Genomic DNA, 24,512 nt, shown 5'->3' on the forward strand with positions numbered 1-24,512 from the left:
CGGTTCCACATGGCAACCGTCCGTTCGCCGGTGCGGTGTCGCTCGTGGATGCTGGAGGGTATGACACGAAGGAGTGCACCGTGATCGACAAAACGGTTCCGTCGGCGGCTGAGGCGGTCGCCGACATCCCGGACGGCGCGAGTATCGCCGTCGGCGGATTCGGCCTCTCGGGCAACCCGATCGCTCTCATCGAGGCCCTGCTTGCGCAGGGGACGACAGACCTCTCAGTCGTGTCGAACAACTGCGGAGTGGATGATTGGGGTCTCGGCGTCCTCCTGCGCGCGCGACGCATCCGCAAGATGACGTCGTCGTACGTCGGCGAGAACAAGGAGTTCGAGCGGCAGTTCCTGTCGGGTGAACTGGAGCTGGAACTCACTCCGCAAGGCACGCTCGCGGAGAAGCTGCGGGCGGGCGGGGCCGGCATCGCGGCCTTCTACACGCAGACCGGCGTCGGGACGCAGGTCGCCGAGGGCGGGCTGCCACGCCGCTACGACGGCTCGGGCGGCGTGGCCGTGGCATCCGCTCCGAAGGACGTGCGTCGTTTCGACGTCGATGGGCGGGCCCGGGAGTTCGTCCTCGAAGAGGCGATCGTCACGGATTTCGCCCTCGTCCACGCGCTGCGGGGCGACCGGCACGGGAACCTCGTCTTCAACAAGGCCGCGCGCAACTTCAACCCGCTCGCAGCGATGGCGGGCCGAGTCTGCATCGCGCAGGTCGAGGAGCTCGTCGAGCCCGGTGAGCTCGAGCCGGACGCCGTCCACCTTCCCGGCGTCTTCGTCCACCGTCTGGTCGAGGTGGGCACGGGGATCGAGAAGCGCATCGAGCGGCGCACCGTCGCAACGGAGGGGGAGTGAGATGGCACTGACACGCACGGAGATGGCCGCACGAGCGGCGGCCGAGCTGCCCGACGGCGCCTACGTGAACCTGGGGATCGGACTTCCGACCCTCGTCCCGAACCACATCCCGGAGGGTGTCACCGTCGTGCTCCAGTCCGAGAACGGGATCCTCGGCGTCGGGCCGTATCCGACCGAGGAGGCCGTCGACCCCGACCTCATCAACGCCGGCAAGGAGACGGTGACGACGCTCGCCGGTGCGGCGTTCTTCGACTCGGCGCTCAGCTTCGGGATGATCCGCGGCGGCAAGATCGACGCCGCGATCCTCGGAGCCATGCAGGTGTCGACCCGTGGCGACCTCGCGAACTGGATGATCCCCGGAAAGATGGTGAAGGGTCCCGGCGGCGCTATGGATCTGGTCCACGGTGCCGCGAAGGTCATCGTCCTGATGGAGCACACGGCCCGCGACGGGTCCCCGAAGATCGTGTCCGACTGCTCGCTGCCGCTCACCGGTCTCGGCGTGGTGGACCGGATCATCACCGATCTCGCCGTGATCGACGTGACGCCGGAGGGGCTGGTGCTCGTGGAGACCGCTCCGGGTGTGACCGTCCAGGACGTGAAGGATGCGACCGAGCCCGAGCTCGTCGTCGCACAGGACGTGAAGGTGGGAGCATGACCGAGGACATCGTCATCGTCGCGGCGGCGCGGACGCCGCAGGGACGCCTGAAGGGGCAACTGGCCTCGTTCACCGCGCCGCAGCTCGGCGCCCTCGCCATCGGCGGCGCCCTGGAGCGGGGCGGCGTCGCCCCGGCATCCGTCGATGCCGTCATCATGGGGCAGGTGCTCCCGGCCGGCGCCGGGCAGAATCCCGCGCGCCAGGCTGCCGTCGGCGCCGGACTCGGCTGGGACGTGCCCGCGACGTCGGTGAACAAAGTGTGTCTGTCGGGACTGACCGCGATCATCGACGCGAAGCGCATGATCGCCGTCGGTGACGCGTCGGTGGTCGTCGCCGGCGGAATGGAGTCGATGACCCGTGCCCCTCACCTGTTGATGGGCTCTCGCGACGGCTGGACGTACGGATCCGTCGAGGTGCTCGACCACATGGCCCTCGACGGACTCACGGACGCGTACGAGGGGGTGTCCATGGGGCTGTCGACCGAACGACGCAATCCCGGGCTCGGCCTGTCCCGCGCGGATCAGGATCACGTCGCCGCCCTCTCGCACCAGCGTGCCGCATCGGCGGCCGAGGCGGGCGTCTTCGATGCGGAGATCGTCGAGGTCGAGGTCCCGCAGCGAAAGGGCGAACCTCTCCGGCTCACGCGGGACGAGGGGGTCCGTCCCGACACGACCGTCGAGACCCTGGCGCGCCTGCGACCCGCGTTCTCGCCCGACGGCGACATCACCGCCGGCAACGCATCACCGATCTCGGACGGTGCGGCCGCCGTCGTGGTGACGACCCGGTCCCGGGCGGATGCCGAGGGGTGGACCGTCCTCGCTGTCGTCGGCTCGTCGGGTCAGGTCGCCGGCCCCGACAACTCGCTGCACTCGCAGCCGGCGCGGGCACTGTCGCAGGCGCTCGGACGACAGGGGATGTCATCCTCCGACCTCGACCTCATCGAGATCAACGAAGCGTTCGGCGCAGTCGTCGCGCAGTCGCAGCGGGAGCTCGGCGTCGATGATTCCGTCGTCAACATCCACGGCGGCGGTATCGCGATCGGCCACCCGATCGGCGCCTCCGGCGCCCGCCTGGTCGTCCACGCCGTGCACGAATTGGCGAGGCGGGGCGGGGGAGCGGCCGGAGTGGCCCTGTGCGGCGGCGGTGGTCAGGGGGAGGCGGTCATCCTCACGCGATGAGGGAGGTGGCCTCAGCGGCGGCGCGACACGCGCTTCTTCAGCAGCTTGTTCTTATCGTCGGCACGCGGCGAGTCCAGCGGGATGCGCTTGCCGCGTGAGGCGCGGCGCGTGTCGACGACCGACCCCACCGCGAGCGCCATCGTGATGGCCCAGCTCAGCCAGGCGAGGGCGGTGCGCCAGGTGAACCTCTCCTCGCTCCGGGCGGAGCGCAGCAGCGTGACCGCTCCGGTGATAGCCGACAGGAGTCCGGTGCCGAAGAGGTATTTCCGCATATCACCCACGCTAGTGGCGTGAGCGCGCCCCGCGGCGGTTGTTAGCCTGAACTCACCCATCGAGAGGAACTCCGTGACCGTGGCTTCTGACTTCGTTGTCGTGTCCAACCGCCTTCCGGTCGACCGGACCGATGACGAGAACGAGCCGTGGCGGCGTTCCCCGGGCGGGCTCGTCACGGCGGTCGACCCCGTCATGCGGCACAACAACGGTGCGTGGATCGGCTGGCCGGGGCAGCCGGGCGTGGAGCTCGACCCGTTCGAATTCGACGGGCTGCAGCTCGTGCCGGTCACGCTCAGCGCCGACGACGTCCAGCTCTACTACGAGGGCTTCTCGAACGACACCATCTGGCCGCTGTATCACGACGTGATCGCGGCGCCGACCTATCACCGGACGTGGTGGGACGCCTACGTGAAGGTGAACCGACGGTTCGCCGAGACGGCCTCCGCGCACGCCGCGGAGGGGGCGACGGTGTGGGTCCACGACTATCAACTGCAGCTCGTGCCGAAGCTTCTCAGGGATCTCCGTCCCGACCTCACGATCGGCTACTTCCACCACATTCCGTTCCCGGCATACGGTCTGTACGCCCAGCTCCCGTGGCGGCGACAGGTACTCGAGGGACTCCTCGGCGCCGACGTCATCGGGTTCCAGCGCGTAGCGGATGCCGGCAACTTCGCGCGAGCGGTGCGGCGTCAACTCGGCTTCGACACGAAGGCGGGCGCCATCTCGGTGCCCACCGAGGACGGCGGTGTCCGCAAGGCCGTCGCTCGGGCCTACCCCATCTCGATCGACGCCGCCGAGTACGAGGAACTGGCGAACCGTCCCGACATCCGGGCGCGGGCGGCGGAGATCCGCTCGAGCCTCGGCAACCCGAAGGCGATCCTCCTCGGTGTCGACCGCCTCGATTACACGAAGGGCATCCGCCACCGACTCAAGGCTTACGGCGAGCTGCTGGCCGACGGGCGGCTGTCCGTCCACGACGTGACGCTCGTGCAGGTCGCCAGTCCCAGTCGCGAACGCGTGCAGACCTACATGGAGCTGCGCGACGAGATCGAACTCACCGTCGGCCGCATCAACGGCGACGCCGACGAGCTCGGGTACACCGCCATCCAGTACCTCCACAACTCCTACCCGCGCGAGGAGATGGTCGCCCTCTACCTCGCGGCCGACGTCATGCTCGTCACGGCCCTCCGCGACGGGATGAATCTGGTGGCGAAGGAGTACGTCGCCAGTCGTGTCGACGGCGGGGGAGCCCTGGTGCTCAGCGAGTTCACCGGCGCCGCAGACGAGTTGACGCAGGCGATCAAGGTCAACCCGCACGACATCGCGGGGTTGAAGGACGCGATCATGCAGGCGATCGAGATGCCCGAGCGCGAGCGGGAGCGGCGGATGCGGGCATTGCGGCGTCGGGTGCGAGAGAACGACGTGGCCCGGTGGTCCCAGCGTTTCCTGGCGGACCTCAACGAGTCGCGGAAGGCGCAGGCGTGACCGACCTCGGCGGGATCGCAGCGACCGACCGGCTCCTCGTCGCCCTCGACTTCGACGGCACCCTCTCGCCGTTGGTCGACGAGCCGATGACCGCCCGGATGACGCCCGCGGCACGCGACGCGGTCGCGGCGCTCCTCTCCGCACCCGACACGTTCGTCGCCTTCGTCTCCGGGCGGACGCTCGCCGACCTCCGGGTCATCGCGGAGCACGAGGACGACTCGCCCATTCTGCTCGCCGGCTCGCACGGTGCCGAGTACTGGATCCCGGGCGCACCGGCCGATGATGCCGCCGCCGAGGAGGATCCCGCACTGCGCGACCGGCTACGGGGCGAGGCCGAGCGCCTCGCCGATGGCGTTCCGGGCGCCTGGGTCGAGCCCAAGACGTTCGGTTTCGGCATCCACTTCCGCACCGTGGCCGACGGGGACAGCGCTGAGCGGCTGCGCTCGGACGTCGACCGGCTGATGGCGGATGCCGCGCCGGGATGGCGCCGTCGCCAGGGCCACGACATCGTCGAGTACGCCTTCACCGACGCCGGGAAGGACGCCGCCGTCGTCCACCTGCGCGAGGTCGTGCGGGCCACGGCCGTCGTCTTCGCGGGTGACGACGTGACCGACGAGGACGCCCTCCGCTCGCTCGGGTCGAGCGACTGCGGCATCCGCGTCGGCGCGGGCGAGACCGCGGCATCCGTCCGTGTGCGCGACATCGAAGAACTGGCCGGATTGCTGTCGACTCTCGCACGCGAGCGGGTCGCGGCTCGGCAATAGACTTCGAGAATGCCCTCACCCGACGAGACGATCGACATCAAGCCCCGCAGCCGCGCGGTGACCGACGGCATCGAAGCCACCACCTCGCGCGGCATGCTCCGCGCCGTGGGAATGGGCGACGAGGACTGGGACAAGCCCCAGATCGGTATCGCATCCAGCTGGAACGAGATCACGCCCTGCAACCTCAGCCTCGACCGGCTGGCGCAGGGTGCCAAGGAGGGCGTGCACGCCGGCGGCGGATACCCGCTCCAGTTCGGCACGATCTCGGTCTCGGACGGCATCTCGATGGGCCACGAAGGGATGCACTTCTCGCTCGTGAGCCGCGAGGTCATCGCCGACTCGGTCGAGACGGTGATGATGGCCGAGCGTCTCGACGGCTCGGTCCTTCTCGCCGGGTGCGACAAGTCGATCCCCGGCATGCTCATGGCGTCCGCGCGCCTCGACCTCTCGAGCGTCTTCCTTTATGCGGGATCGATCGCCCCCGGCTGGGTGAAGCTCAGCGACGGCACCGAGAAGGATGTCACGATCATCGACTCGTTCGAGGCGGTGGGCGCGTGCCTCGCCGGCAAGATGAGCGAGGCCGACCTCAAGCGCATCGAGTGCGCGATCGCTCCCGGCGAGGGGGCCTGCGGCGGTATGTACACCGCCAACACGATGGCCTCTGTGGCCGAGGCGCTCGGTCTCAGCCTCCCCGGCTCCGCCGCACCGCCGTCCGCCGACCGTCGCCGCGACTACTTCGCGCACCGCTCCGGCGAAGCGGTCGTCAACCTGCTCCGCCAGGGGATCACGACCCGCGACATCCTCACCAAGGAGTCCTTCGAGAACGCGATCGCCCTCGCCATGGCGCTCGGCGGCTCGACGAACGTCGTCCTGCACCTCCTCGCCATCGCACGCGAGGCCGACGTGGACCTCACCCTGCACGACTTCAACCGCATCGGCGACAAGGTCCCTCACGTGGCCGACATGAAGCCGTTCGGCAAGTACGTCATGAACGACGTCGACCGGCACGGTGGCATCCCGGTCATCATGAAGGCGATGCTCGACGAAGGTCTGCTCCACGGCGATGCGCTCACGGTGACCGGCAAGACGCTCGCCGAGAACCTCCGCGACCTCGACCCCGATCCGATCGACGGCACCGTCATCCACACCTTCGACGACCCGATCCACGCGACCGGCGGCATCACGATCCTGCACGGCTCGATGGCACCCGAAGGGGCGGTCGTGAAGACGGCCGGCTTCGACGCCGCGGTCTTCGAAGGCCCCGCGCGGGTCTTCGAGCGCGAGCGTGCCGCGATGGACGCCCTAGAGGAGGGGCGCATCGCCGCCGGCGACGTCGTCGTCATCCGTTACGAGGGCCCGAAGGGGGGTCCCGGTATGCGCGAGATGCTCGCTGTGACGGCCGCCATCAAGGGCGCGGGCCTCGGAAAAGATGTACTACTCTTGACGGACGGACGATTCTCAGGCGGCACAACCGGCCTGTGCATCGGCCACATAGCACCCGAAGCGGTGGACGCTGGTCCCATCGCCTTCGTGCGCGATGGTGATCTGATACGGGTCGATATCGCGGCTCGCTCTCTCGACCTACTCGTCGATGAGGCTGAGCTGAACTCCCGCCGTGAGGGCTGGGAGCCCCTTCCCCCGCGCTATACCCGTGGCGTGCTGGCCAAGTACTCGAAGCTCGTGCGCTCCGCCGCGGAGGGCGCGACGACGGGCTAGGCCCCACACACTCCGTCATCCATCACCGCAGAGGTATCACTCATGTCTTCTGACACCGTCGCCGCTGTGCCTCGGCCACCGGCCGGAGGCTCGTCCACGCCCGTGCTCACCGGAGCCCAGGCCGTCGTCCGCTCGCTCGAGCTCCTCGGCGTCACGGACGTCTTCGGGCTGCCGGGCGGCGCCATCATCGAGGTCTACGACCCGCTGATGGACTCGACCGACCTCCGTCACATCCTCGTGCGTCACGAGCAGGGAGCGGGTCACGCGGCCGAAGGGTACGCCGCGGCATCCGGTCGCGTCGGTGTCGCGATCGCGACCTCCGGTCCCGGCGCCACCAACCTCGTGACCGCGATCGCGGACGCGTACATGGACTCGATGCCGATCGTCTGCATCACGGGTCAGGTGTATTCGACCCTGATGGGGACGGATGCCTTCCAGGAGGCCGACATCGTGGGCATCACGATGCCGATCACGAAGCACTCGTTCCTCGTGAAGGACCCCGCCGACATCCCGGGCGCGATCGCGGCGGCGTTCGAGATCGCCTCGACGGGACGCCCGGGACCGGTGCTCGTGGACATCACGAAGGACGCGCAGCAGGCCAAGGCGCCGTTCGTCTGGCCCCCGAAGATCGACCTCCCCGGCTACCGGCCGGTGACGAAGGCGCACGGCAAGCAGATCCAGGCCGCCGCGCACCTCATCTCCGAGGCCAAGAAGCCCGTCCTCTACGTCGGCGGCGGCGTCGTCCGCGCGGGAGCGGCAGCCGAGCTGCGTCAGCTGGCCGAGGCGACCGGCGCGCCCGTCGTGACGACCCTCATGGCACGGGGCGCATTCCCCGACTCGCACCCGCAGCAGCTGGGCATGCCGGGGATGCACGGCACGGTGCCCGCCGTCCTGGCCCTGCAGGAGTCCGACCTGATCGTCGCCCTCGGAGCTCGCTTCGACGACCGCGTCACGGGTAAGGCGGCGCTGTTCGCGCCGCACGCGAAGGTCGTGCACGTCGACATCGACCCGGCGGAGATCTCGAAGATCCGCGCGGCGGACGTCCCGATCGTGGGCGATCTGAAGGACGTGCTCGTCGACCTCGACGCGGCCTTCGCCGGTGTGGACAAGCCCGACATCGCGGAGTGGTGGTCCTACCTCGACGGACTCCGCACCGAGTTCCCGCTCGGCGCGGCGCCCACGAGCGACGGCCTGCTCTCTCCGCAGCACGTGATCCAGCGCATCGGCGAGCTCACGGGGCCGGAGGGCGTCTTCGCCGCCGGTGTCGGTCAGCACCAGATGTGGGCGGCGCAGTACATCGGGTACGAGCGTCCCAACGCGTGGCTGAACTCCGGCGGCGCCGGCACGATGGGCTATGCGGTCCCGGCTGCGATGGGCGCCAAGGTCGCGCAGCCCGAGCGCACGGTGTGGGCGATCGACGGCGACGGCTGCTTCCAGATGACCAACCAGGAGCTGGCCACCTGCGCGATCAACGACATCCCGATCAAGGTCGCGATCATCAACAACTCGTCGCTCGGCATGGTGCGTCAGTGGCAGACCCTGTTCTACGACGGTCGCCACTCCAACACCGACCTGAACACCGGTCACGACTCCATCCGCATCCCGGACTTCGTCAAGCTCGCCGAGGCCTACGGGTGCCTCGCGATCCGGGTCGAGAAGGAAGAGGACGTGGACGCCGCGATCCGGACCGCGCTCGAGACGAACGACCGCCCGGTCGTCATCGATTTCGTCGTGAGCGCCGACGCGATGGTGTGGCCGATGGTGCCGCAGGGCGTCAGCAACAGCTACATCCAGTACGCGCGCGAGCACGCGCCGGCGTTCGAGCAGGGGGAGTGACGATGAGCAAGCACGTCCTGAGCCTCCTCGTCGAGGACAAGCCCGGTCTCCTCACGCGCGTCGCGGGCCTGTTCGCACGCCGTGGCTTCAACATCGACTCCCTCGCCGTGGGTGTCACCGAGGTGCCGGGACTCTCGCGGATCACGGTCGTCGTCGACGTCGAGGAACTGCCGCTCGAGCAGGTGACCAAGCAGCTCAACAAGCTGGTGAACGTCATCAAGATCGTCGAGCTCGACTACGCGAGCTCCGTCCAGCGCGAACACATGCTCGTCAAGGTGCGCGCCGACAATCAGACCCGCTCGAACGTCATCGAAGTCGTGAACCTCTTCCGCGCATCCGTCGTGGACTACGCCACCGACGCGCTCGTGGTGGAGGTCACCGGCGACCGCGGCAAGGTCGACGCCTTCCTCAAAGCCCTCGAACCCTTCGGCGTGAAAGAGCTCGCGCAGTCCGGCATGGTCGCCATCGGCCGTGGCGGCAAGAGCATCACCGAGCGCGTCCTGCGCGGCTGAACCCGAACTTCTCTACCGACATCTACAAGGAGACACACACGAACATGGCTGAGATCCTCTACGACGCCGACGCTGACATCTCGCTCATCCAGGGCAAGAAGGTCGCCATCGTCGGGTACGGCTCGCAGGGCCACGCCCACGCCCAGAACCTCCGCGACTCCGGCGTCGAGGTCGCCATCGCCCTTAAGGAGGGGTCGAAGTCCGCGCCGAAGGCGTCGGAGGACGGCTTCGAGGTCAAGTCCGTCGCGGATGCCGCCGACTGGGCCGACCTCATCATGATCCTCGCGCCCGACCAGCACCAGCGGGGCATCTTCAACGACGAGATCAAGCCGCACCTCGCCGCGGGCAAGACCCTCGCCTTCGCCCACGGCTTCAACGTGCGCTTCGGCTACATCGAGGTCCCCGACGACGTCGACGTCATCCTCGTCGCCCCCAAGGCGCCCGGGCACACCGTCCGCCGCGAGTTCGTCGCCGGGCGCGGCATCCCCGACATCATCGCCGTCGAGAAGGACGCCTCGGGCCAGGCCTGGGACGTCGCGCTCTCGTACGCGAAGGCCATCGGCGGCACCCGTGCCGGCGTCATCAAGACGACCTTCACCGAGGAGACCGAGACCGACCTGTTCGGTGAGCAGGCCGTCCTCTGCGGTGGTGTCTCGCAGCTCGTGCAGTACGGTTTCGAGACGCTGTCCGAGGCCGGCTACCAGCCCGAGATCGCCTACTTCGAGGTGCTCCATGAGCTGAAGCTGATCGTCGACCTCATGTGGGAGGGCGGTATCGCCAAGCAGCGCTGGTCCGTCTCCGACACCGCCGAGTACGGCGACTACGTCTCCGGCCCGCGCGTCATCGACCCGCGTGTCAAGGAGAACATGCAGGCCGTCCTCGCCGACATCCAGTCTGGCGCGTTCGCCAAGCGCTTCATCGACGACCAGGACAACGGCGCCGTGGAGTTCCAGGAGCTCCGTGCCAAGGCCGCATCGCACCCGATCGAGGCCGTCGGCAAGGACCTGCGCGCACTTTTCGCGTGGAAGCAGCAGGACGCCGACTACACCGAGGGAAGCGCAGCGCGCTGACCGACCGCGCCGACGGCGCGCAGACAACGGAGGGAAGCGCAGCGCGCTGACCGACCGCGCCGACGGCGCGCAGACAATCGAGGGAAGCGCAGCGCGCTGACCTTCGGCATCCAGCCCTCGGCGTATCCGCCGGGACCGGCTTGTAGCGAGCCACGGAGGCCCGGCCCTTACAAGGGGTCGGGCCTTCGGCGTCGGTAGACTCGGAGGGTGGCTTCCGATCCGCACGACGACGAGGACGCCTTCCGGTGGGAAGGCGATGATTCCGCAACGCGACCGCCGCGCCCCGACCGCGCGGGCGCCGCGCTCCCCGAGGGCTGGCATGCGGTCGGTAAGGGGAGCGAGGCCGCCTCGGTCGAGACCGACGAGCCCGACCCGAAGGCGGGAGAACCCCGGGACGAGGAAGCGGAGCCCGGTTCGCACGGCAATGTCGCGCTCGTCTCCCTCGGCCTGCTCGGCGGCATCTACCTGCTCTACACGGTGGGCTGGTTGCTCGGCAGCTCGCGGCTCTTCGCCGCGACCTCGTTCTGGCTGGAACCCGCGGCGGTCGTCCCGGCCCTGTGGGTCGCGGTCGCGGCCCCGGCGCTCTGGTTCGGGGGAGTGCTCCTGCTCACGCGCGCCTCCGCGAGCTGGGTCCGCTTCGCCTGGTTGATCGTCGGCGTGTTCCTGCTCGTCCCGTGGCCCTTCGTGATCGGAGTCTGATCGTGACGACCTCGACCTCGACCGCCCGCCGCGGTCCGTCCTGGATGCCGGCCGCCGTCGCCGGACTGTTCGGACTCTTCTACGCCTATGCGGTGTGGACCGCGGTCGCCTTCCTCCTCGCACAGGCGACCGGGGTGGAGGGCCTCAACGGCGCGGGATGGGCGATCCTGCTGTTCTCCGTCCTCTTCCCCATCATCGTCTTCATCGCAGGTGTCGTCCTCGCCCGTCGCCGTGCGGTCTTGCATCTCGCGGTGATCCTGCTCGTGGGTCTCGGCCTGGTCGCGGTGTTCTGGCTGAACATCCTGACCTACGCGATCACCAACGGGAACGCGCTCGTCGGAGCGTGACGCGCGTCACACGGTCGGGAGCGGCCGTCGGTCTTCGCTAGGCTGGCCGTGCCGCGTACCGTCGTCGGTCACCTCTCGGCCGGCCCCGTGGCGATCCACCCCCCGCGTACCCGAAGGTCTGTCGTGCCCAAGCCTGTCGTCCTCATCGCCGAAGAACTCTCTCCCGCCACGATCGAGGCCCTCGGCCCCGACTTCGAGGTCCGATCGGTCGACGGCGCCGACCGCGCCGCACTGCTTCCGGCCCTCGCCGACGCCGATGCGGTCCTCATTCGGTCGGCGACGAAGATGGATGCCGAGGCGATCGCCGCGGCTCCGTCGCTCAAGGTCATCGCGCGCGCCGGTGTCGGCCTGGACAACGTCGACATCAAGGCCGCGACGAGCGCCGGGGTCATGGTGGTCAACGCGCCGACCTCGAACATCATCTCCGCGGCGGAACTGACCATCGGCCACATCCTGAGCCTCGCGCGCCACATTCCGGCGGCCCACGCGTCGCTGGCGGCCGGCGCCTGGAAGCGGTCCTCCTTCACGGGCACCGAGCTCTTCGAGAAGACGGTCGGCATCATCGGACTCGGACGTATCGGCGCCCTCATCGCAGCGCGTCTGCAGGCCTTCGGTGTCTCGGTCGTGGCCTACGACCCCTACGTCACGCCGACCCGCGCGCAACAGCTGGGCGTCCAGCTCCTCGCGCTCGACGACCTGCTCCGCACGAGCGACTTCGTGACGATCCACATGCCGAAGACACCCGAGACGACCGGCATGATCGGTGCGGCGCAGTTCGAGATCATGAAGGACTCGGCGTACGTCGTGAACGTCGCCCGCGGCGGCCTCATCGACGAGGAGGCGCTGTACACCGCCCTGTCGACCGGTCAGATCGCCGGTGCCGGCCTCGACGTGTTCACGAGCGAGCCGCCGAAGGAGGACGGCACGGCGTTCCCGCTGCTGTCCCTGCCGAACGTCGTCGTCACGCCGCACCTCGGCGCGTCGACGGGGGAAGCGCAGGAGAAGGCCGGTGTGTCGGTCGCCAAGTCCGTCAAGCTCGCGCTCGAGGGCGACCTGGTGCCGGATGCCGTGAACGTCGCCGGCGGCGTCATCGACCCGTTCGTGCGCCCCGGCATCTCTCTCGTCGAGCAGCTCGGTCAGATCTTCACGGGGCTCGCGCCCAGCGCCCTCACGAGCCTCGACATCGAGGTGCGCGGCGAGCTCGCCGACTACGACGTGAGCGTCTATCGACTCGCCGCCCTGAAGGGCATCTTCACGAACATCGTGAGCGAGAACGTCTCGTATGTGAACGCTCCGCTGTTCGCCGAGCAGCGCGGCATCGAGACGCGCCTCATCGTCGAGTCCGAGAGCCCGCTCTACCGCAACATCACGATTCTGCGCGGCACCCTGTCCGACGGCACGGTCCTCACGGTCGAGGGAACGCTGGCGGGCACCCGGATGGTGCCGAAGGTCGTCGGCATCAACGGGTACGAGGTCGAGGTGCCGATCAGCCGGTACCACGTGGTCATGCGCTACGCCGACCGCCCGGGCATCGTCGCCATCTACGGGCAGAAGCTGGGTGAGGCGGGCATCAACATCGCCGGTCTCCAGGTCGCCCGCCCGGACGCGAGCGGACGTGCGCTGTCGGTCCTCACCGTGGACTCGCCGATCCCCGAGCCGATGCTCGACGAGCTGCGCGAGGCGGTCGCGGCCGACCTGTTCCGGCAGATCGAGCTCAGCGAGGTCTGAGCTCGGTCAGCGCGCGGCGCGCTCGACGAGCGCGATCAGCGCGTCGAGTTCGGCGCCGCGTGGGATCGGTCCCGGGAGGGCACCGGTCGCGAGGGCGCTGTTGAAGTACAGCCCGTCGCTCACGAGAAGCACGAGCTGCAGGGCCGTCTCGTCGCGCGTGTGGGGCCGGAGCGCTGCCTCCCAGAGGTCCCTCACCTCGCGCAGGGCCGCGGATGCATCTGCATGCCCGGCCTGCGCGAGCCGTGAGGCGGCGATGATCGCTCGATCCAGCGGCGAGCCGGTCTGCACGGACGTCCGCACGAACGCGGCGACCACCCCGTCGGGTGCCTGCAGCATCTCCTCGACGTCGATCTCGACGAGGCGTCGCATCCGGTCGAGGAGAGCGGACTCCAGGGCGTCCTTCGACGCGTAGTGGTACAGCAAGCCGCCCTTCGAGACGCCGGCGGCGGCGGCGACGGCATCCATCGTCGCGCCGCGGGCACCGCCGTCGATGAGCGCAGCCTCGAACGCGTCGAGGACGCTCTCCTTCGCTCTGGGGGGTCTGCTCATGCATCGATCCTCTCGCGGACGGCCGTGGAATCTGTTACTATACCGGCTGGACGGTGTACTTATGATGACGTTGACGGAAGAGATCCGCATGGCCGACGCGGCCGGCACGCGCCAGGGATGGCGCGGATGGGCCGCGCTGGCGGTGCTCATGCTGCCGGTGCTCCTGGTGTCGGTGGACAACACGGTGCTGAGCTTCGCGCTCCCCGAGATCGCGCGCGATCTCACGCCGACGAGCGCGCAGCAGCTGTGGATCATCGACGTGTATCCGCTCGTGCTCGCCGGCCTCCTCGTCACGATGGGGTCGTTGGGGGACCGCCTCGGTCGTCGTCGCCTACTGATGATCGGTGCCACCGGCTTCGCCGCCGTGTCGGCGCTGGCCGCCTTCGCCCCGACGGCGGAACTCCTCATCGCCGCACGCGCCACGATGGGGCTGTTCGGGGCGATGCTCATGCCCTCGACGATGTCGCTGCTGCGGAGCATCTTCACCGACCGCGACCAGCGGCGCCTGGCGATCGCGGTGTGGGCGTCGATGTTCTCGGCGGGCTCCGCGCTCGGCCCCATCGTGGGCGGCGTGCTGCTCGAGCACTTCGCCTGGGGCTCGGTGTTCCTGCTCGCGGTGCCCGTGCTGATCCCGCTGCTGGTCCTCGCGCCGATCCTCGTCCCCGAGAGCCGGGACCCGAAGCCGGGTCGCATCGACCCCGTCAGCATCGTCCTCAGCATGGCGACGATGGTCCCCGTCGTCTATGCGATCAAGGAGTTCGCCGTCCATGGCCCCGGGCCGCTCCCGCTGATCCTGGTCGTCGCCGGCGCGACGTTCGGATGGGTGTTCGTGCGCCGCCAGCTGCGCTCCGACAGCCCCATGCTCGACATGCGGCTGTTCCGTCGGGGCGCCTTCACCGGCGCCCTGCTCGTCAATCTCCTGAGCGTCGTCGCTCTCGTCGGCTTCCTCTACTTCGTGACCCAGCACCTCCAGCTGATCGTCGGCTTGAGCCCGCTGCAGGCTGGCCTCGCCCTCGTCCCCGGGCTCGTCCTCATGATCGTCTCGGGACTGACCGTCGTGCCCGTCTCGCGTCGCGTGTCACCGCGCATCGTCGTGCCGGTCGCCCTGGCGATGTCGGTCGCCGCCTACGTCGTGATCGCCGTGTCGACGGATGCCGCAGCCCTCGGCACCCTCATCGCCGCCTTCGGGCTTCTCGGCATCGGCATCGGCGCGGCCGAAACCGTCTCCAACGAGCTGATCCTCGCCACCGCGCCGCCGGCGAAGGCGGGAGCCGCCAGCGCGGTGTCGGAGACGGCCTACGAGTTGGGTGCCGTCCTCGGGACGGCTGTGCTCGGCGGCATCCTCACCGCCCTCTACCGCTCCGGGCTGGTCCTGCCCGAGGGGCTGCCCGCCGAGGCGGCCGCCGCCGCGCGCGAGACCCTCGGCGGCGCGGTGACGGTCGCCGAGGGGCTCCCCGAGGGGCTGGGCGAACGGGTCGTCGACGCCGCGGCATCCGCCTTCGACGCCGGCGTCGGCGTCACCTCGATCATCGGGGCGGTCCTCGTCGTCGGTGCCGCCGTCATCGCGGCCGCTACGCTGAAGGGGACCCGCACTCCGCGCGCCGCGCACTGAGCGTGCGGGGTCCCCCCCAGAACGAGGAGAGCGATGTCGCGCGTCGTGAAGCTGGCCGTCATCCCCGGAGACGGCATCGGTCCGGAGGTCGTCGCAGAGGCCGAGAAGGTCCTCGACGCCGTCACGGAGGGCGCGGGGGTGACCTTCGAGAAGACCCGCTTCTCGCTCGGTGCCGCGCGATATCTTGCGACGGGCGACACCCTCACCGACGACGATCTCGCCGCGATCGCCTCCCACGACGCCATCCTGCTCGGCGCCGTCGGCGGGATGCCGGGGGACCCGCGCCTGAAAGATGCCAACATCGAGCGGGGCCTGCTGTTGAAGCTGCGCTTCGCCCTCGACCACTACGTCAACCTGCGTCCGTCCGTCCTCTATCCCGGAGCCGCCGGTCCGCTCGCCGCGCCGGGGGAGATCGACTTCGTCGTCGTCCGCGAGGGTACCGAGGGTCCGTACGTCGGCAACGGCGGGTCCATCCGCACCGGCACGCCCCATGAGATCGCGAACGAGACCTCGGTCAACACTGCATTCGGCGTCGAGCGCGTCGTGCGGTTCGCCTTCGCCCATGCGCAGAAGCGGAGGAACAAGCTCACCCTCGTCCACAAGACGAACGTGTTGGTGCACGCGGGGGGCATATGGAAACGGATCGTCGACGAGGTGGCGCAGGAGTTCCCCGACGTGGCCGTAGACTATCTCCACGTCGACGCGGCGACGATCTTCCTGGTCACGAACCCGGGCCGCTTCGACGTGATCGTCACCGACAACCTCTTCGGCGACATCCTGACCGACTTGGCCGGCGCCGTCACCGGAGGCATCGGCCTCGCCGCTTCGGGGAACATCAACCCCGACGGCGCGTTCCCGTCGATGTTCGAGCCCGTGCATGGCTCCGCGCCGGACATCGCCGGACAGCAGATCGCCGATCCCACCGCTGCGATCCTCTCCGTCGCCCTGCTGCTCGACCATCTCGGGCTGGGCGATGAGGCCGAGCGCGTCACCCGCGCGGCCCGGGAGGACATCGCGAGCCGGGACGGCTCCGCACGCACGACCGCGCAGGTCGGCGACGCCATCACCGCACGTCTCCGGGCGTAATCTGAGTGGATGCGCGCCGCGCAGACGCCGCGCGAGGAACAGGACTGACATGACCCTCACCGACTCGACCGCAGCCCCCCTCACCTTCTCGGTGACGAAGAACCTGGCCGCGGCATCGCCTTCCGCCCGCGAGGAGATCCTCGCGAACCCCGGCTTCGGAACGAACTTCACCGACCACATGGTCGACATCTGCTGGTCGTCGAAGGGCGGCTGGCACCGGCCGCGCGTCTCGCCCTACGGGCCGATCTCGCTCTCGCCTGCCGCCGCGGTGCTCCACTATGGGCAGGAGATCTTCGAGGGCATCAAGGCGTATCGTCACGCGGACGGCTCGATCCACACCTTCCGCCCCGAGGAGAACGCTCGGCGACTGCAGCGTTCGGCGCGTCGCATGGCGCTCCCCGAGCTGCCCGCCGAGTACTTCCTGCAGTCGCTGCGCGAACTGATCGCGGTGGACGGCGACTGGGTGCCGTCCGGTGCCGACCAGAGCCTGTACCTGCGTCCGTTCATGTTCGCGAAGGAGGCCTTCCTCGGTGTCCGCCCCGCGGAGAAGGTCGCCTACTACGTGATCGCCAGTCCGGCGGGCGCCTACTTCAAGGGCGGTGTCACCCCTGTGAAGATCTGGCTGAGCGAGGACTACGCGCGCGCCGGCAAGGGGGGCACGGGGGCGGCGAAGACCGGAGGCAACTACGCCGCGAGTCTGTTGCCGCAGGCCGAGGCGTACGAGAAGGGCTGCGACCAGGTCGTCTTCTTGGACGAGGACGGCAACGTCGAGGAGCTCGGCGGCATGAACGTCGTCTTCGTCATGAAGGACGGCACCCTCGTGACTCCGGAGTCGGAGTCGATCCTCGCCGGGATCACCCGTGACTCGATCCTCCGTCTCGCCGAAGACCGCGGGCACCGGGTCGAGCGTCGCGCGGTCTCGCTCACCGAGTGGCGCGAGGGGGTCGCCTCGGGCGACATCGTGGAGGTGTTCGCCTGCGGCACCGCCGCGGTGGTGACGCCGATCGGTGTGCTGAAGGCGTCCGGTTTCGAGGACGTCCAGCCCACCGGCACCCTCGCGCTGGAGCTGCGTCAGCACCTCACCGACATCCAGTACGGCCGTGCCGAGGACGTGCACGGCTGGCTGACCCGACTGGACGGCTGACCCGTGCGCATCGTCCGGTACAGCCGCAACGAGGCCATCCGCTACGGGATCATCGACGAGAAGGAGGTCGTCGAGCTCGTCGGCGACCCCCTGTTCGCCGGGTTCGAGACGACGGGGGAGCGCATCCCGCTCGCCGAGATCACCCTTCTCGCGCCGTCCATTCCTCGATCCAAGGTCGTGTGCGTCGGCAGGAACTACCGCGATCACGCTGCCGAGTTCGGAAACGAGGCGCCCGCAGAGCCCATGCTGTTCCTGAAGCCGAACACGTCGGTGATCGGCCCCGATGATGCGATCGTCCGTCCGCCGCAGTCGCAGCGCACCGATTTCGAAGGCGAGCTCGCCGTCATCATCGGACGGGTCGCCAAGAACGTGCCTGCCGACAAGGCGCTCGATTACGTCTTCGGCTACACGATCGGCAACGACGTCACCGCGCGCGATCTGCAGAAGTCTGACGGCCAGTGGTCTCGCGCCAAGGGCTTCGACACGTTCTGCCCGCTGGGCCCGATCATCGAGACCGAGTTCGATCTCGACGGCGGAGCACGCGTCATCACGCGGGTCAACGGCGAGGTGCGCCAGGACGGTCCGATTTCCGACATGGTCCACTCGGTGCCCGACATCATCGCGTATGCGTCTGCGGCGTTCACCCTTCTGCCCGGCGACGTGATCCTCACCGGCACCCCGGCGGGTGTCGGCGAGTTCGGAGCAGGGGACGTCGTCGAAGTGGAGATCGCAGGGCTCGGCATCCTGCGCAACACGGCGCGGAATGCCTGACGGAGGACTCTCCTCCGCAACGGCGACGGATGTCGCCCGCATCCAACGGCGCACCGTCACCGTTCTCGCTGCCGGGCAGGTGCTCGGCGGTGTCGCGTTCGGTTCGACCGTGTCGCTCGGGGCCCTCCTGGCGGCGGACCTCTCGGGCGAGGAATCGCTGTCGGGGTTCGCGACGGCATCCGTCACCCTCGGCGCCGCGCTCTGCGCGATCCCGCTCGCCCGTCTGGCAGCGGCGCAGGGGCGACGTCGGGCGCTGACGCTGGGCAACCTGCTGGCGCTGATCGGGATCGCGGTCGTGATCACATCGGCCGCGCTGCGACTGTTCCCGCTCCTCCTCGTCGGCGTCGTCCTCATCGGCGCCGGAAACGCGGGCAACCTGCAGTCCCGATTCGCCGCGACCGACCTGTCGGGTCAGGGGCGGCGCGGACGCGACCTCGGCACCGTCGTCTGGGCCACGACCGTCGGCGGCGTCATCGGCCCGCTCATGCTGACACCCGGCGAGGCCGTCGGCCGATGGCTCGGGATGCCGCCCCTCACCGGGTCGTATGCGTTCTCGATCGTCGCGCAGACCCTCGCGCTCGTGCTCTACCTGGTGGCGCTGCGCCCCGACCCGCTGAAGGTCGCGCAACAGATCGCGCGCTCCCGCGACCCGGGAGCGCCGCGGGTGGACGAGCCCGATCGGCCGGTGGTCGCGCGGTACGCCGTGTTCGCCGTGGCGGGATCCCACGTCACGATGGCGTCGGTGATGGCCATGACGCCGGTCCATCTGTCTCACCTCGACCCGCGCAACGTCACGACCATCGTGGGCGTCACGATCGCGCTGCACGTGTTCGGCATGTACGGCCTGTCGCCGGTCTTCGGCATCCTCGCCGATCGCTGGGGTCGGCTGCAGACGATCCTGCTCGGACAAGGGATCCTCGCCGCGTCGCTCCTGACTGCGGCGATCGCCCCCGACTCTCCGGCCGCGGTACTCGTCGCCCTGCTGCTCCTGGGGCTCGGGTGGAGCGCGGCGACTGTCGGCGGCGCGGCCCTGCTCACCGAGGCCACCCCGACCGAACTGCGGCCGCGGCGGCAGGGTCGCAGCGACACGGCCATGACGCTCTCGGCGGCGATCGGTGCCGTCCTCGCCGGCGGCATCCTCGGTCTCATCGGATACGGCGGGCTCGCCCTCGTGGCGCTCGCTGTCGTCGTCGCGATCACGGTCCTCTCGCCCTACGCACGACGCTGAGCGCGGGGCGGGTTCGGCGCCGGTCGTAGACTGGACGGCGATGTCCACTGCACCGCACGCCCTCACCACCACCGCCTCCGGCTCCGACGTCCGCGTCCGGTTCTGCCCCTCGCCGACGGGGCTCCCGCACGTCGGGATGGTCCGCACCGCCCTGTTCAACTGGGCGTACGCGCGGCACACCGGCGGCAAGATGATCTTCCGCGTCGAGGACACCGACGCCGCCCGCGACAGTGAGGAGAGCTACCGCCAGCTCGTCGACGCGCTCACCTGGCTCGAGATCGACTGGGACGAGGGTATCGAGAAGGGCGGTCCGCACGAGCCGTACCGGCAGTCGCAGCGCCACGACATCTACCGTGAGGTCCTCGACAAGCTGATCGCGAGCGGTGCCGTGTACGAGTCCTACTCGACGGCGGAGGAGATCGACGCCCGCAACGAGGCGAACGGTCGCGCGAAGCAGCTCGGGTACGACAACTTCGACCGCACGCTGACCAACGAGCAGAAGGCGGCCTTCCGTGCCGAGGGGCGCGAGCCGGCTTGGCGCCTGCGGGTCCCGGACGAGGACGTGACGTACGTCGACCTCATCCGCGGCGAGGTCACCTTCCCGGCAGGCTCCTTCCCGGACTTCGTGGTCGTCCGTGCCGGCGGCATCCCGCTCTACACGTTCACGAACCCCGTCGACGACGCCCTGATGGGCATCACCCACGTGCTGCGCGGCGAGGACCTGATGCCGTCCACCGCGCGCCAGCTCGCCCTGTACGGCGCACTGATCGACGCGGGAGTGACCTCGTTCGTCCCGCGGTTCGCGCACATGCCGCTCGTGCTGGGGGAGGAGGGCACGAAGAAGCTCTCCAAGCGCGACCCCAAGGCCGACCTCTTCCTGCAGCGGGAGAAGGGCTTCATCCACGAGGGTCTGCTGAACTACCTCGCACTCCTCGGCTGGTCGATCGCGGCCGACCGCGACGTGTTCTCGCGCCAGGAGCTCATCGAGGCGTTCGACATCGTCGACGTCAACCCGAACCCCGCCCGCTTCGACCAGAAGAAGGCGGAGTCGATCAACGGCGACCACATCCGGATGCTGGAGCCCGCCGACTTCGCGTCGCGCCTGGTGCCGTACCTCGTCGGTGCGGGCGTGGTCAGCACGCCGCCGACGGACGCCCAGCGGGAGATGCTCGCCAAGGCTGCGCCCCTCGTGCAGGAGCGCATGCAGATGCTCGGCGATGCGCAGGGGCTGCTGGGCTTCCTCTTCCGGGACGTCGAGACCTACGACGAGGATGCCCTGAAGGGACTTCCGGCGAACACCGCCGAGGTGCTCGGCGCGTCGATCGAGGCGCTGCAGGCGCTGCCGGAGGACGCGTTCGTCGCCGAGGCGATCCAGGCGGCACTCGCGGCATCCCTCATCGACGGGCTGGGGCTGAAGCCGCGCGTCGCGTACGGTCCGGCTCGCGTCGCGCTGAGCGGTCGCCGCGTCTCGCCGCCCCTGTTCGAATCGATGGAGCTGCTCGGCAAGGCCGTCACCCTCGAGCGCCTCGAGCAGCTGCGCGCCGCGCGCAGCTGAGCCCGACGCGCTCGGGATGCGCATCCGGTTTGGCCGGGGCCGTGCCGTGGGCTAAGCTTGATCCTCGGTACGACTCCGGTTGAAACCCGGTGGGGTATGGTGTAATTGGCAACACGGCTGATTCTGGTTCAGTTGTTCTTGGTTCGAGTCCAGGTACCCCAGCAAGAAGAAAACCCCCGCTCCGGCGGGAGTTTTGCTTTCGCCGAGAACGCTGCGCGGATCACCGCGCCGGGCGCACAATGGTCCCATGGGACTCTTCACGCAGCGACCCGAAGAACCGTCGGAATGGGCCGGGCTCCCCGCCGAGCCGATGGAACCCCGTGACCCTGTCGAGCGCCTGGGTGAGGGGCCCTCGGTGTCCGACTGGTCACCCGACCTGCTCGCCGACGCGCCGGCCACCGCGACCTGGATCGAGATCCCCGTCGATCCCGCTCCCGAGGCCGACGGCGGTGCGGACGGCGACTGACGCTCAGCGCATCGCGTCGCCGATGTAGGAGTACTTGACGAAGACCTCCGACGCCCAGCCGGCTTCTTCGAGCACACCCTGCACAGCGGTCAGCATGTACTTCGAATCCCAGCCGAGGTAGAGGTACTGCCCGTCGCCGAGCCGGTCCCACTGACCGTTCCATGCCATGGAGGGGTAGACGGGCCCGCCCTGCCGGGCGCTGTAGTCGATGACGCTCTGACGGGAGTCGGCCCAGAGCCGGGCGAAGACGCGGTTGAAGAGGTAGCGGACGTCCCTGACGTCCCAGTGCTCGCCCCGATACTCGACGTAGTCGAACTCGCGCTGCCAGCCCCGGGGCCAGCCTCGCCGCTTCTTGGCGTCGAGGATCGGGGTCAGGTTGTCGTCGTCGATGGCCACGACGCCGGGGCGACGCCACGTGTCCATGAAGCGTGCGGTCAGCTGCTCGGTCCGCTCGGCGATCTGCGCGGTCGACCACGTGCCGGCATCCGCGATCCGGCGGGTGAGCTCCACCCCGCTCGCCGCGTACGCGGCCCGCTTCTCGGGAAACGAGGCGTCGAACACGCGGTCGGCGGCGTACTCCTCGAGGAGCGTCAGGTTGCCGAGCGTGTTCACGACAGCGCGGTGAGCGTTCTGCTCGTCGTCGGTCAGGTCCGCCCATCGGCGGACGCCGTCGCCTGTCCATTCGTCGGACGGCGCTGCGGGCAGGACGTGTTCGAGGACGACGTCGGCCTCTGCCTCGACGCCCGCCAGGCGAGCGATCACGAAGCCCGCGTGGGGCAGGTCGCCGTACCGCAGACCGACCCGGGTGCGTTCGTCCGACGGGGTGATCCGGGCGATGGCGAGCGTGAGCGCCTCCATCCCCTCGTCGGCTGCCCGGCAGAACCTCGCGACGAGCCGGTCGATGGGAAGGCCGACCACCGTCCGACGCAGCAGCAGGGTCTCGACGTGGGTCAGGGCGAGCGACAGATCGGATGCCGAAAGCTCACCGTGCAGGTGGTCTCGGTACAGCCGCATCGCCAGGGGATACATGCCGCGACCCAGCGCGTTGATCGCGCCGAAGTGCCGGGAGAGGGCGGCATCCGTCGCCGAAGCGGGGTCGAGGAGCAGACGATAGATCTCCGACAGCTCGCGCCATTGCTGCGCCCGCGTGCGCAGGGTCTCGCGGTCGAGGCGAGGGAACTCATGGCGGAACGCGTCGTACACCCCGCGCTCGCCCTCCACGAGCACCTCCCGCCCGGTCAGCATGACGAGGTAGTCCCGCCAGAACGCGCCGATCTGCTCTCCGGTGTTGCGCTCGATCGCAAGCCAGAACTCCTTCTCGATCCGGCTCTGCTCGGCGTGCGACAGCCCCATGAGGACGTAGTTGTGGATGAGCTCGTGGTCGCGGAGCGGTTCTCCGGTGGAGTTCAGGCTCTCGAAGATCTGCTGGGCGTTGGCACCTGCGCCGAGTGTGATCGACACGTGTTCGAGCTTGCGCAGCCCGCGCCAGATGGTCGCCGCCTCTTCCGGGCGGATCTGACTGCGGAAGAACGCGTAGTTGTCGTCGAAACGCGACGTGCGGTCGTCGCCCCCGGGGGAGCGGCGGTCGAGGATCACGCTCTCGAAGACGTCCGCCCACGCCCGGTGGGGGCGGAGCTTGGTCCGCGAGGGGTCGTCGCGGCGGACGAGGACGGCCTCGAGCTCGGCCGCGAGCGTCGGGTCGTCGTCGCGGAGGGTGTGGTGCAGGGCGGCGATCAGCAGCATCAACGTGGTCACGCGCTGCTGTCCGTCGATGAGGACGAGGTGAGCGTCGTCGTCCACGGAGGTGCTCGCGGTCGAGAGGATCGAGCCGATGAAGTGGGTCTGGCCGTCCTCGCTCGCCGCGACGGATCGGATGTCGCCGAGCAGCTGCTCGCATCCGCCGATGTCCCAGCGGTACTGCCGCTGATAGACCGGCACGACGATCGTGGTGTCCGAGGCGGAGAGCCATTCGATCGTGTTGACGGCGGTCGCATCGACGTTCGTGGCGCTGCTCATGTTCTCCGAATCGCTTCTCGAAATTCCCGGTCGAGTCTACTGAGGCTCTCGGATCGGCTAGGTAGGCTTGCCTAAGTCGGGCCTGTAAAAACTTCGCTCGTCCGACAGAAAGGTTGATCCGCATGGGTTACATCAAGAGTGCTCTGCTCGAGGAGACCGGCTACGTCGTCCTCGACATGTACGGCAAGGAAATCGACCCCAAGGAATGGCTCGACATCGAGTACGTCGACTGGAAGTCCTCGGGTGACACACGGTTCGCTCCGCTGGCCTCGGCCAAGGGCGAGATCGAGTGCAACGGCTTCTGGAACCACCAGCCGCCGCGCACCGACAAGGACGGCGTCTGGATCCCGTCGCAGACCGAGAAAGCGCCGACCCTGACCGAGCGCGCGCTGGAGCCGGGCTCGAACGTCGGCCGCTGCCGCATCATCGAGCTGCAGCCGAACACCTACGCCGACGCGCTGTACAACCTGCACCAGGACGACAACAACCGGCTGAACCCCGACGGGACCGGCTGGGTCGTCCGGAGCTTCTTCAACCTCACCGACGACAAGGACAGCTTCTTCGTCCTGCGCGACAACCGCACCGACCCCAGCGGCGAGACCCGCATCGCGCTACCCGCCGGTGCGCAGCTGGTCATCGACACCCAGCGACTGTGGCACGCGGCCTACCACCCGGGCGACGCCCCCCGGTACTGCCTCATCACGTCGTGGGAGTCCGGCCCCGAGCTCGACGCGTACATGGAGAAGTACAACGGCGTGAACAAGGTCGAGAGCGTTCCGCTCGACCAGGAGACGATCGACGCCGCGCAGGCCGAGCAGGAGCGTCGCATCGCTGCTCGCGCCGCCGCCCTCGCCGCTCGCGGTCAGCGCGAGGTGCTCGCGATGAGCGAGGCCTGACCCGCACGGGCCCACCCGCGACGCCCCCGGTCGACGGCCGGGGGCGTCGTTGCATACTGCAGTCTTGTTTCG

At 69.2% G+C, this 24,512-nt stretch carries 23 protein-coding genes and 1 tRNA gene; 21 read left to right on the top strand and 3 right to left on the bottom strand.

The window, feature by feature from the left end; all coding sequences use genetic code 11:
* The first annotated feature begins 80 nt into the window (after positions 1-80).
* The 3 genes from ACIGEP_RS04155 to ACIGEP_RS04165 are packed head-to-tail and all read left to right on the top strand — an operon-like array spanning position 81 to position 2,687.
* Positions 81-854, top strand: coding sequence for a CoA transferase subunit A (locus ACIGEP_RS04155; protein WP_396660357.1), 774 nt, complete (start codon positions 81-83; stop codon positions 852-854).
* 1 nt (position 855) lies between these two features.
* Positions 856-1,509 (top strand): 3-oxoacid CoA-transferase subunit B, encoded by a 654-nt coding sequence (locus ACIGEP_RS04160; protein ID WP_396660358.1) that lies wholly within the window; start codon positions 856-858, stop codon positions 1,507-1,509.
* Positions 1,506-2,687: an acetyl-CoA C-acetyltransferase gene (locus tag ACIGEP_RS04165; protein ID WP_396660359.1), complete on the top strand. Its 1,182-nt coding sequence runs from the start codon at positions 1,506-1,508 to the stop codon at positions 2,685-2,687. The genes ACIGEP_RS04160 and ACIGEP_RS04165 overlap by 4 nt, the downstream gene beginning before the upstream one ends.
* Positions 2,688-2,698: 11 nt before the next feature.
* Here ACIGEP_RS04165 and ACIGEP_RS04170 read toward each other — a convergent pair whose 3' ends face one another.
* A complete protein-coding gene (locus ACIGEP_RS04170) occupies positions 2,699-2,959 on the bottom strand; it encodes a hypothetical protein (protein WP_396660360.1) in 261 nt (86 codons plus the stop codon).
* Between the two features lie 73 nt (positions 2,960-3,032).
* On the opposite strand from ACIGEP_RS04170, the gene ACIGEP_RS04175 reads away from it, so the two are divergent.
* The 9 genes from ACIGEP_RS04175 (at position 3,033) to serA (ending at position 13,117) form a co-directional block, all read left to right on the top strand.
* The gene (locus ACIGEP_RS04175) at positions 3,033-4,445 is read left to right on the top strand and encodes a trehalose-6-phosphate synthase (protein ID WP_396660361.1); all 1,413 of its coding nucleotides are present in this window, start codon (positions 3,033-3,035) and stop codon (positions 4,443-4,445) included.
* Positions 4,442-5,209: a trehalose-phosphatase gene (gene otsB, locus ACIGEP_RS04180; protein WP_396660362.1), complete on the top strand. Its 768-nt coding sequence runs from the start codon at positions 4,442-4,444 to the stop codon at positions 5,207-5,209. Before ACIGEP_RS04175 ends, otsB begins: the two co-directional genes overlap by 4 nt.
* Before the next feature lie 9 nt (positions 5,210-5,218).
* The gene (gene ilvD / locus ACIGEP_RS04185) at positions 5,219-6,925 is read left to right on the top strand and encodes a dihydroxy-acid dehydratase (RefSeq protein WP_396660363.1); all 1,707 of its coding nucleotides are present in this window, start codon (positions 5,219-5,221) and stop codon (positions 6,923-6,925) included.
* 42 nt (positions 6,926-6,967) lie between these two features.
* A complete protein-coding gene (locus ACIGEP_RS04190) occupies positions 6,968-8,761 on the top strand; it encodes an acetolactate synthase large subunit (protein ID WP_396660364.1) in 1,794 nt (597 codons plus the stop codon).
* Between the two features lie 2 nt (positions 8,762-8,763).
* Positions 8,764-9,273, top strand: coding sequence for an acetolactate synthase small subunit (gene ilvN, locus ACIGEP_RS04195; protein ID WP_036309288.1), 510 nt, complete (start codon positions 8,764-8,766; stop codon positions 9,271-9,273).
* Positions 9,274-9,317: 44 nt separating this feature from the next.
* Positions 9,318-10,343 (top strand): ketol-acid reductoisomerase, encoded by a 1,026-nt coding sequence (gene ilvC / locus ACIGEP_RS04200; RefSeq protein ID WP_396660365.1) that lies wholly within the window; start codon positions 9,318-9,320, stop codon positions 10,341-10,343.
* A 207-nt stretch (positions 10,344-10,550) separates the two neighbouring features.
* Entirely contained in the window at positions 10,551-11,042 is a 492-nt protein-coding gene (locus ACIGEP_RS04205) for a DNA polymerase III subunit gamma/tau (RefSeq protein ID WP_396660366.1), read from the top strand.
* 2 nt (positions 11,043-11,044) lie between these two features.
* A complete protein-coding gene (locus ACIGEP_RS04210) occupies positions 11,045-11,389 on the top strand; it encodes a hypothetical protein (protein ID WP_396660367.1) in 345 nt (114 codons plus the stop codon).
* 123 nt (positions 11,390-11,512) lie between these two features.
* A complete protein-coding gene (serA, locus tag ACIGEP_RS04215; protein ID WP_396660368.1) occupies positions 11,513-13,117 on the top strand; it encodes a phosphoglycerate dehydrogenase in 1,605 nt (534 codons plus the stop codon).
* Between the two features lie 6 nt (positions 13,118-13,123).
* Here serA and ACIGEP_RS04220 read toward each other — a convergent pair whose 3' ends face one another.
* Positions 13,124-13,666 (bottom strand): TetR/AcrR family transcriptional regulator, encoded by a 543-nt coding sequence (locus ACIGEP_RS04220; RefSeq protein ID WP_396660369.1) that lies wholly within the window; start codon positions 13,664-13,666, stop codon positions 13,124-13,126.
* A gap of 64 nt (positions 13,667-13,730) precedes the next feature.
* On the opposite strand from ACIGEP_RS04220, the gene ACIGEP_RS04225 reads away from it, so the two are divergent.
* From ACIGEP_RS04225 to ACIGEP_RS04260, 8 genes are all read left to right on the top strand, one after another.
* Complete coding sequence (locus ACIGEP_RS04225; RefSeq protein WP_396661013.1) at positions 13,731-15,278, top strand: MFS transporter; 1,548 nt, start codon at positions 13,731-13,733, stop codon at positions 15,276-15,278.
* A gap of 33 nt (positions 15,279-15,311) precedes the next feature.
* Positions 15,312-16,364: a 3-isopropylmalate dehydrogenase gene (locus ACIGEP_RS04230; RefSeq protein ID WP_396660370.1), complete on the top strand. Its 1,053-nt coding sequence runs from the start codon at positions 15,312-15,314 to the stop codon at positions 16,362-16,364.
* Between the two features lie 49 nt (positions 16,365-16,413).
* The gene (locus ACIGEP_RS04235) at positions 16,414-17,508 is read left to right on the top strand and encodes a branched-chain amino acid aminotransferase (RefSeq protein WP_396660371.1); all 1,095 of its coding nucleotides are present in this window, start codon (positions 16,414-16,416) and stop codon (positions 17,506-17,508) included.
* Between the two features lie 3 nt (positions 17,509-17,511).
* A complete protein-coding gene (locus ACIGEP_RS04240) occupies positions 17,512-18,279 on the top strand; it encodes a fumarylacetoacetate hydrolase family protein (RefSeq protein WP_396660372.1) in 768 nt (255 codons plus the stop codon).
* Complete coding sequence (locus tag ACIGEP_RS04245) at positions 18,272-19,507, top strand: MFS transporter (RefSeq protein WP_396660373.1); 1,236 nt, start codon at positions 18,272-18,274, stop codon at positions 19,505-19,507. The genes ACIGEP_RS04240 and ACIGEP_RS04245 overlap by 8 nt, the downstream gene beginning before the upstream one ends.
* Positions 19,508-19,547: 40 nt before the next feature.
* Complete coding sequence (gene gltX, locus ACIGEP_RS04250) at positions 19,548-21,062, top strand: glutamate--tRNA ligase (RefSeq protein ID WP_396660374.1); 1,515 nt, start codon at positions 19,548-19,550, stop codon at positions 21,060-21,062.
* A gap of 90 nt (positions 21,063-21,152) precedes the next feature.
* Positions 21,153-21,224, top strand: a tRNA-Gln gene (locus tag ACIGEP_RS04255).
* A gap of 85 nt (positions 21,225-21,309) precedes the next feature.
* The gene (locus ACIGEP_RS04260; RefSeq protein ID WP_396660375.1) at positions 21,310-21,528 is read left to right on the top strand and encodes a hypothetical protein; all 219 of its coding nucleotides are present in this window, start codon (positions 21,310-21,312) and stop codon (positions 21,526-21,528) included.
* A 3-nt stretch (positions 21,529-21,531) separates the two neighbouring features.
* Here the strand turns inward: ACIGEP_RS04260 and ACIGEP_RS04265 are convergent, their stop codons facing one another.
* A complete protein-coding gene (locus ACIGEP_RS04265; protein WP_396660376.1) occupies positions 21,532-23,544 on the bottom strand; it encodes a DUF262 domain-containing protein in 2,013 nt (670 codons plus the stop codon).
* 122 nt (positions 23,545-23,666) lie between these two features.
* Between ACIGEP_RS04265 and ACIGEP_RS04270 the strand changes: the two genes are divergently transcribed.
* Positions 23,667-24,440, top strand: a complete 774-nt coding sequence (locus tag ACIGEP_RS04270; RefSeq protein WP_396660377.1) for a hypothetical protein — start codon at positions 23,667-23,669, stop codon at positions 24,438-24,440.
* Positions 24,441-24,512 lie beyond the last annotated feature (72 nt).

This window comes from Microbacterium sp. NPDC077663 (assembly GCF_044542795.1).
Classification (GTDB): domain Bacteria; phylum Actinomycetota; class Actinomycetes; order Actinomycetales; family Microbacteriaceae; genus Microbacterium.

What these genes read in the sequence shown, in the direction of transcription:
- gltX (WP_396660374.1), top strand. Translation starts at nt 19,548, where the DNA reads ATGTCCACTGCACCGCACGCCCTCACCACCACCGCCTCCGGCTCCGAC.
- ACIGEP_RS04230 (WP_396660370.1), top strand. Translation starts at nt 15,312, where the DNA reads ATGTCGCGCGTCGTGAAGCTGGCCGTCATCCCCGGAGACGGCATCGGT.
- ACIGEP_RS04260 (WP_396660375.1), top strand. Translation starts at nt 21,310, where the DNA reads ATGGGACTCTTCACGCAGCGACCCGAAGAACCGTCGGAATGGGCCGGG.
- ACIGEP_RS04170 (WP_396660360.1), bottom strand. Translation starts at nt 2,959, where the DNA reads ATGCGGAAATACCTCTTCGGCACCGGACTCCTGTCGGCTATCACCGGA.
- ilvN (WP_036309288.1), top strand. Translation starts at nt 8,764, where the DNA reads ATGAGCAAGCACGTCCTGAGCCTCCTCGTCGAGGACAAGCCCGGTCTC.
- ACIGEP_RS04220 (WP_396660369.1), bottom strand. Translation starts at nt 13,666, where the DNA reads ATGAGCAGACCCCCCAGAGCGAAGGAGAGCGTCCTCGACGCGTTCGAG.
- ACIGEP_RS04270 (WP_396660377.1), top strand. Translation starts at nt 23,667, where the DNA reads ATGGGTTACATCAAGAGTGCTCTGCTCGAGGAGACCGGCTACGTCGTC.
- ACIGEP_RS04265 (WP_396660376.1), bottom strand. Translation starts at nt 23,544, where the DNA reads ATGAGCAGCGCCACGAACGTCGATGCGACCGCCGTCAACACGATCGAA.
- ACIGEP_RS04160 (WP_396660358.1), top strand. Translation starts at nt 856, where the DNA reads ATGGCACTGACACGCACGGAGATGGCCGCACGAGCGGCGGCCGAGCTG.
- ilvD (WP_396660363.1), top strand. Translation starts at nt 5,219, where the DNA reads ATGCCCTCACCCGACGAGACGATCGACATCAAGCCCCGCAGCCGCGCG.
- ACIGEP_RS04190 (WP_396660364.1), top strand. Translation starts at nt 6,968, where the DNA reads ATGTCTTCTGACACCGTCGCCGCTGTGCCTCGGCCACCGGCCGGAGGC.
- ACIGEP_RS04225 (WP_396661013.1), top strand. Translation starts at nt 13,731, where the DNA reads ATGACGTTGACGGAAGAGATCCGCATGGCCGACGCGGCCGGCACGCGC.
- ilvC (WP_396660365.1), top strand. Translation starts at nt 9,318, where the DNA reads ATGGCTGAGATCCTCTACGACGCCGACGCTGACATCTCGCTCATCCAG.
- ACIGEP_RS04165 (WP_396660359.1), top strand. Translation starts at nt 1,506, where the DNA reads ATGACCGAGGACATCGTCATCGTCGCGGCGGCGCGGACGCCGCAGGGA.
- ACIGEP_RS04235 (WP_396660371.1), top strand. Translation starts at nt 16,414, where the DNA reads ATGACCCTCACCGACTCGACCGCAGCCCCCCTCACCTTCTCGGTGACG.
- ACIGEP_RS04245 (WP_396660373.1), top strand. Translation starts at nt 18,272, where the DNA reads ATGCCTGACGGAGGACTCTCCTCCGCAACGGCGACGGATGTCGCCCGC.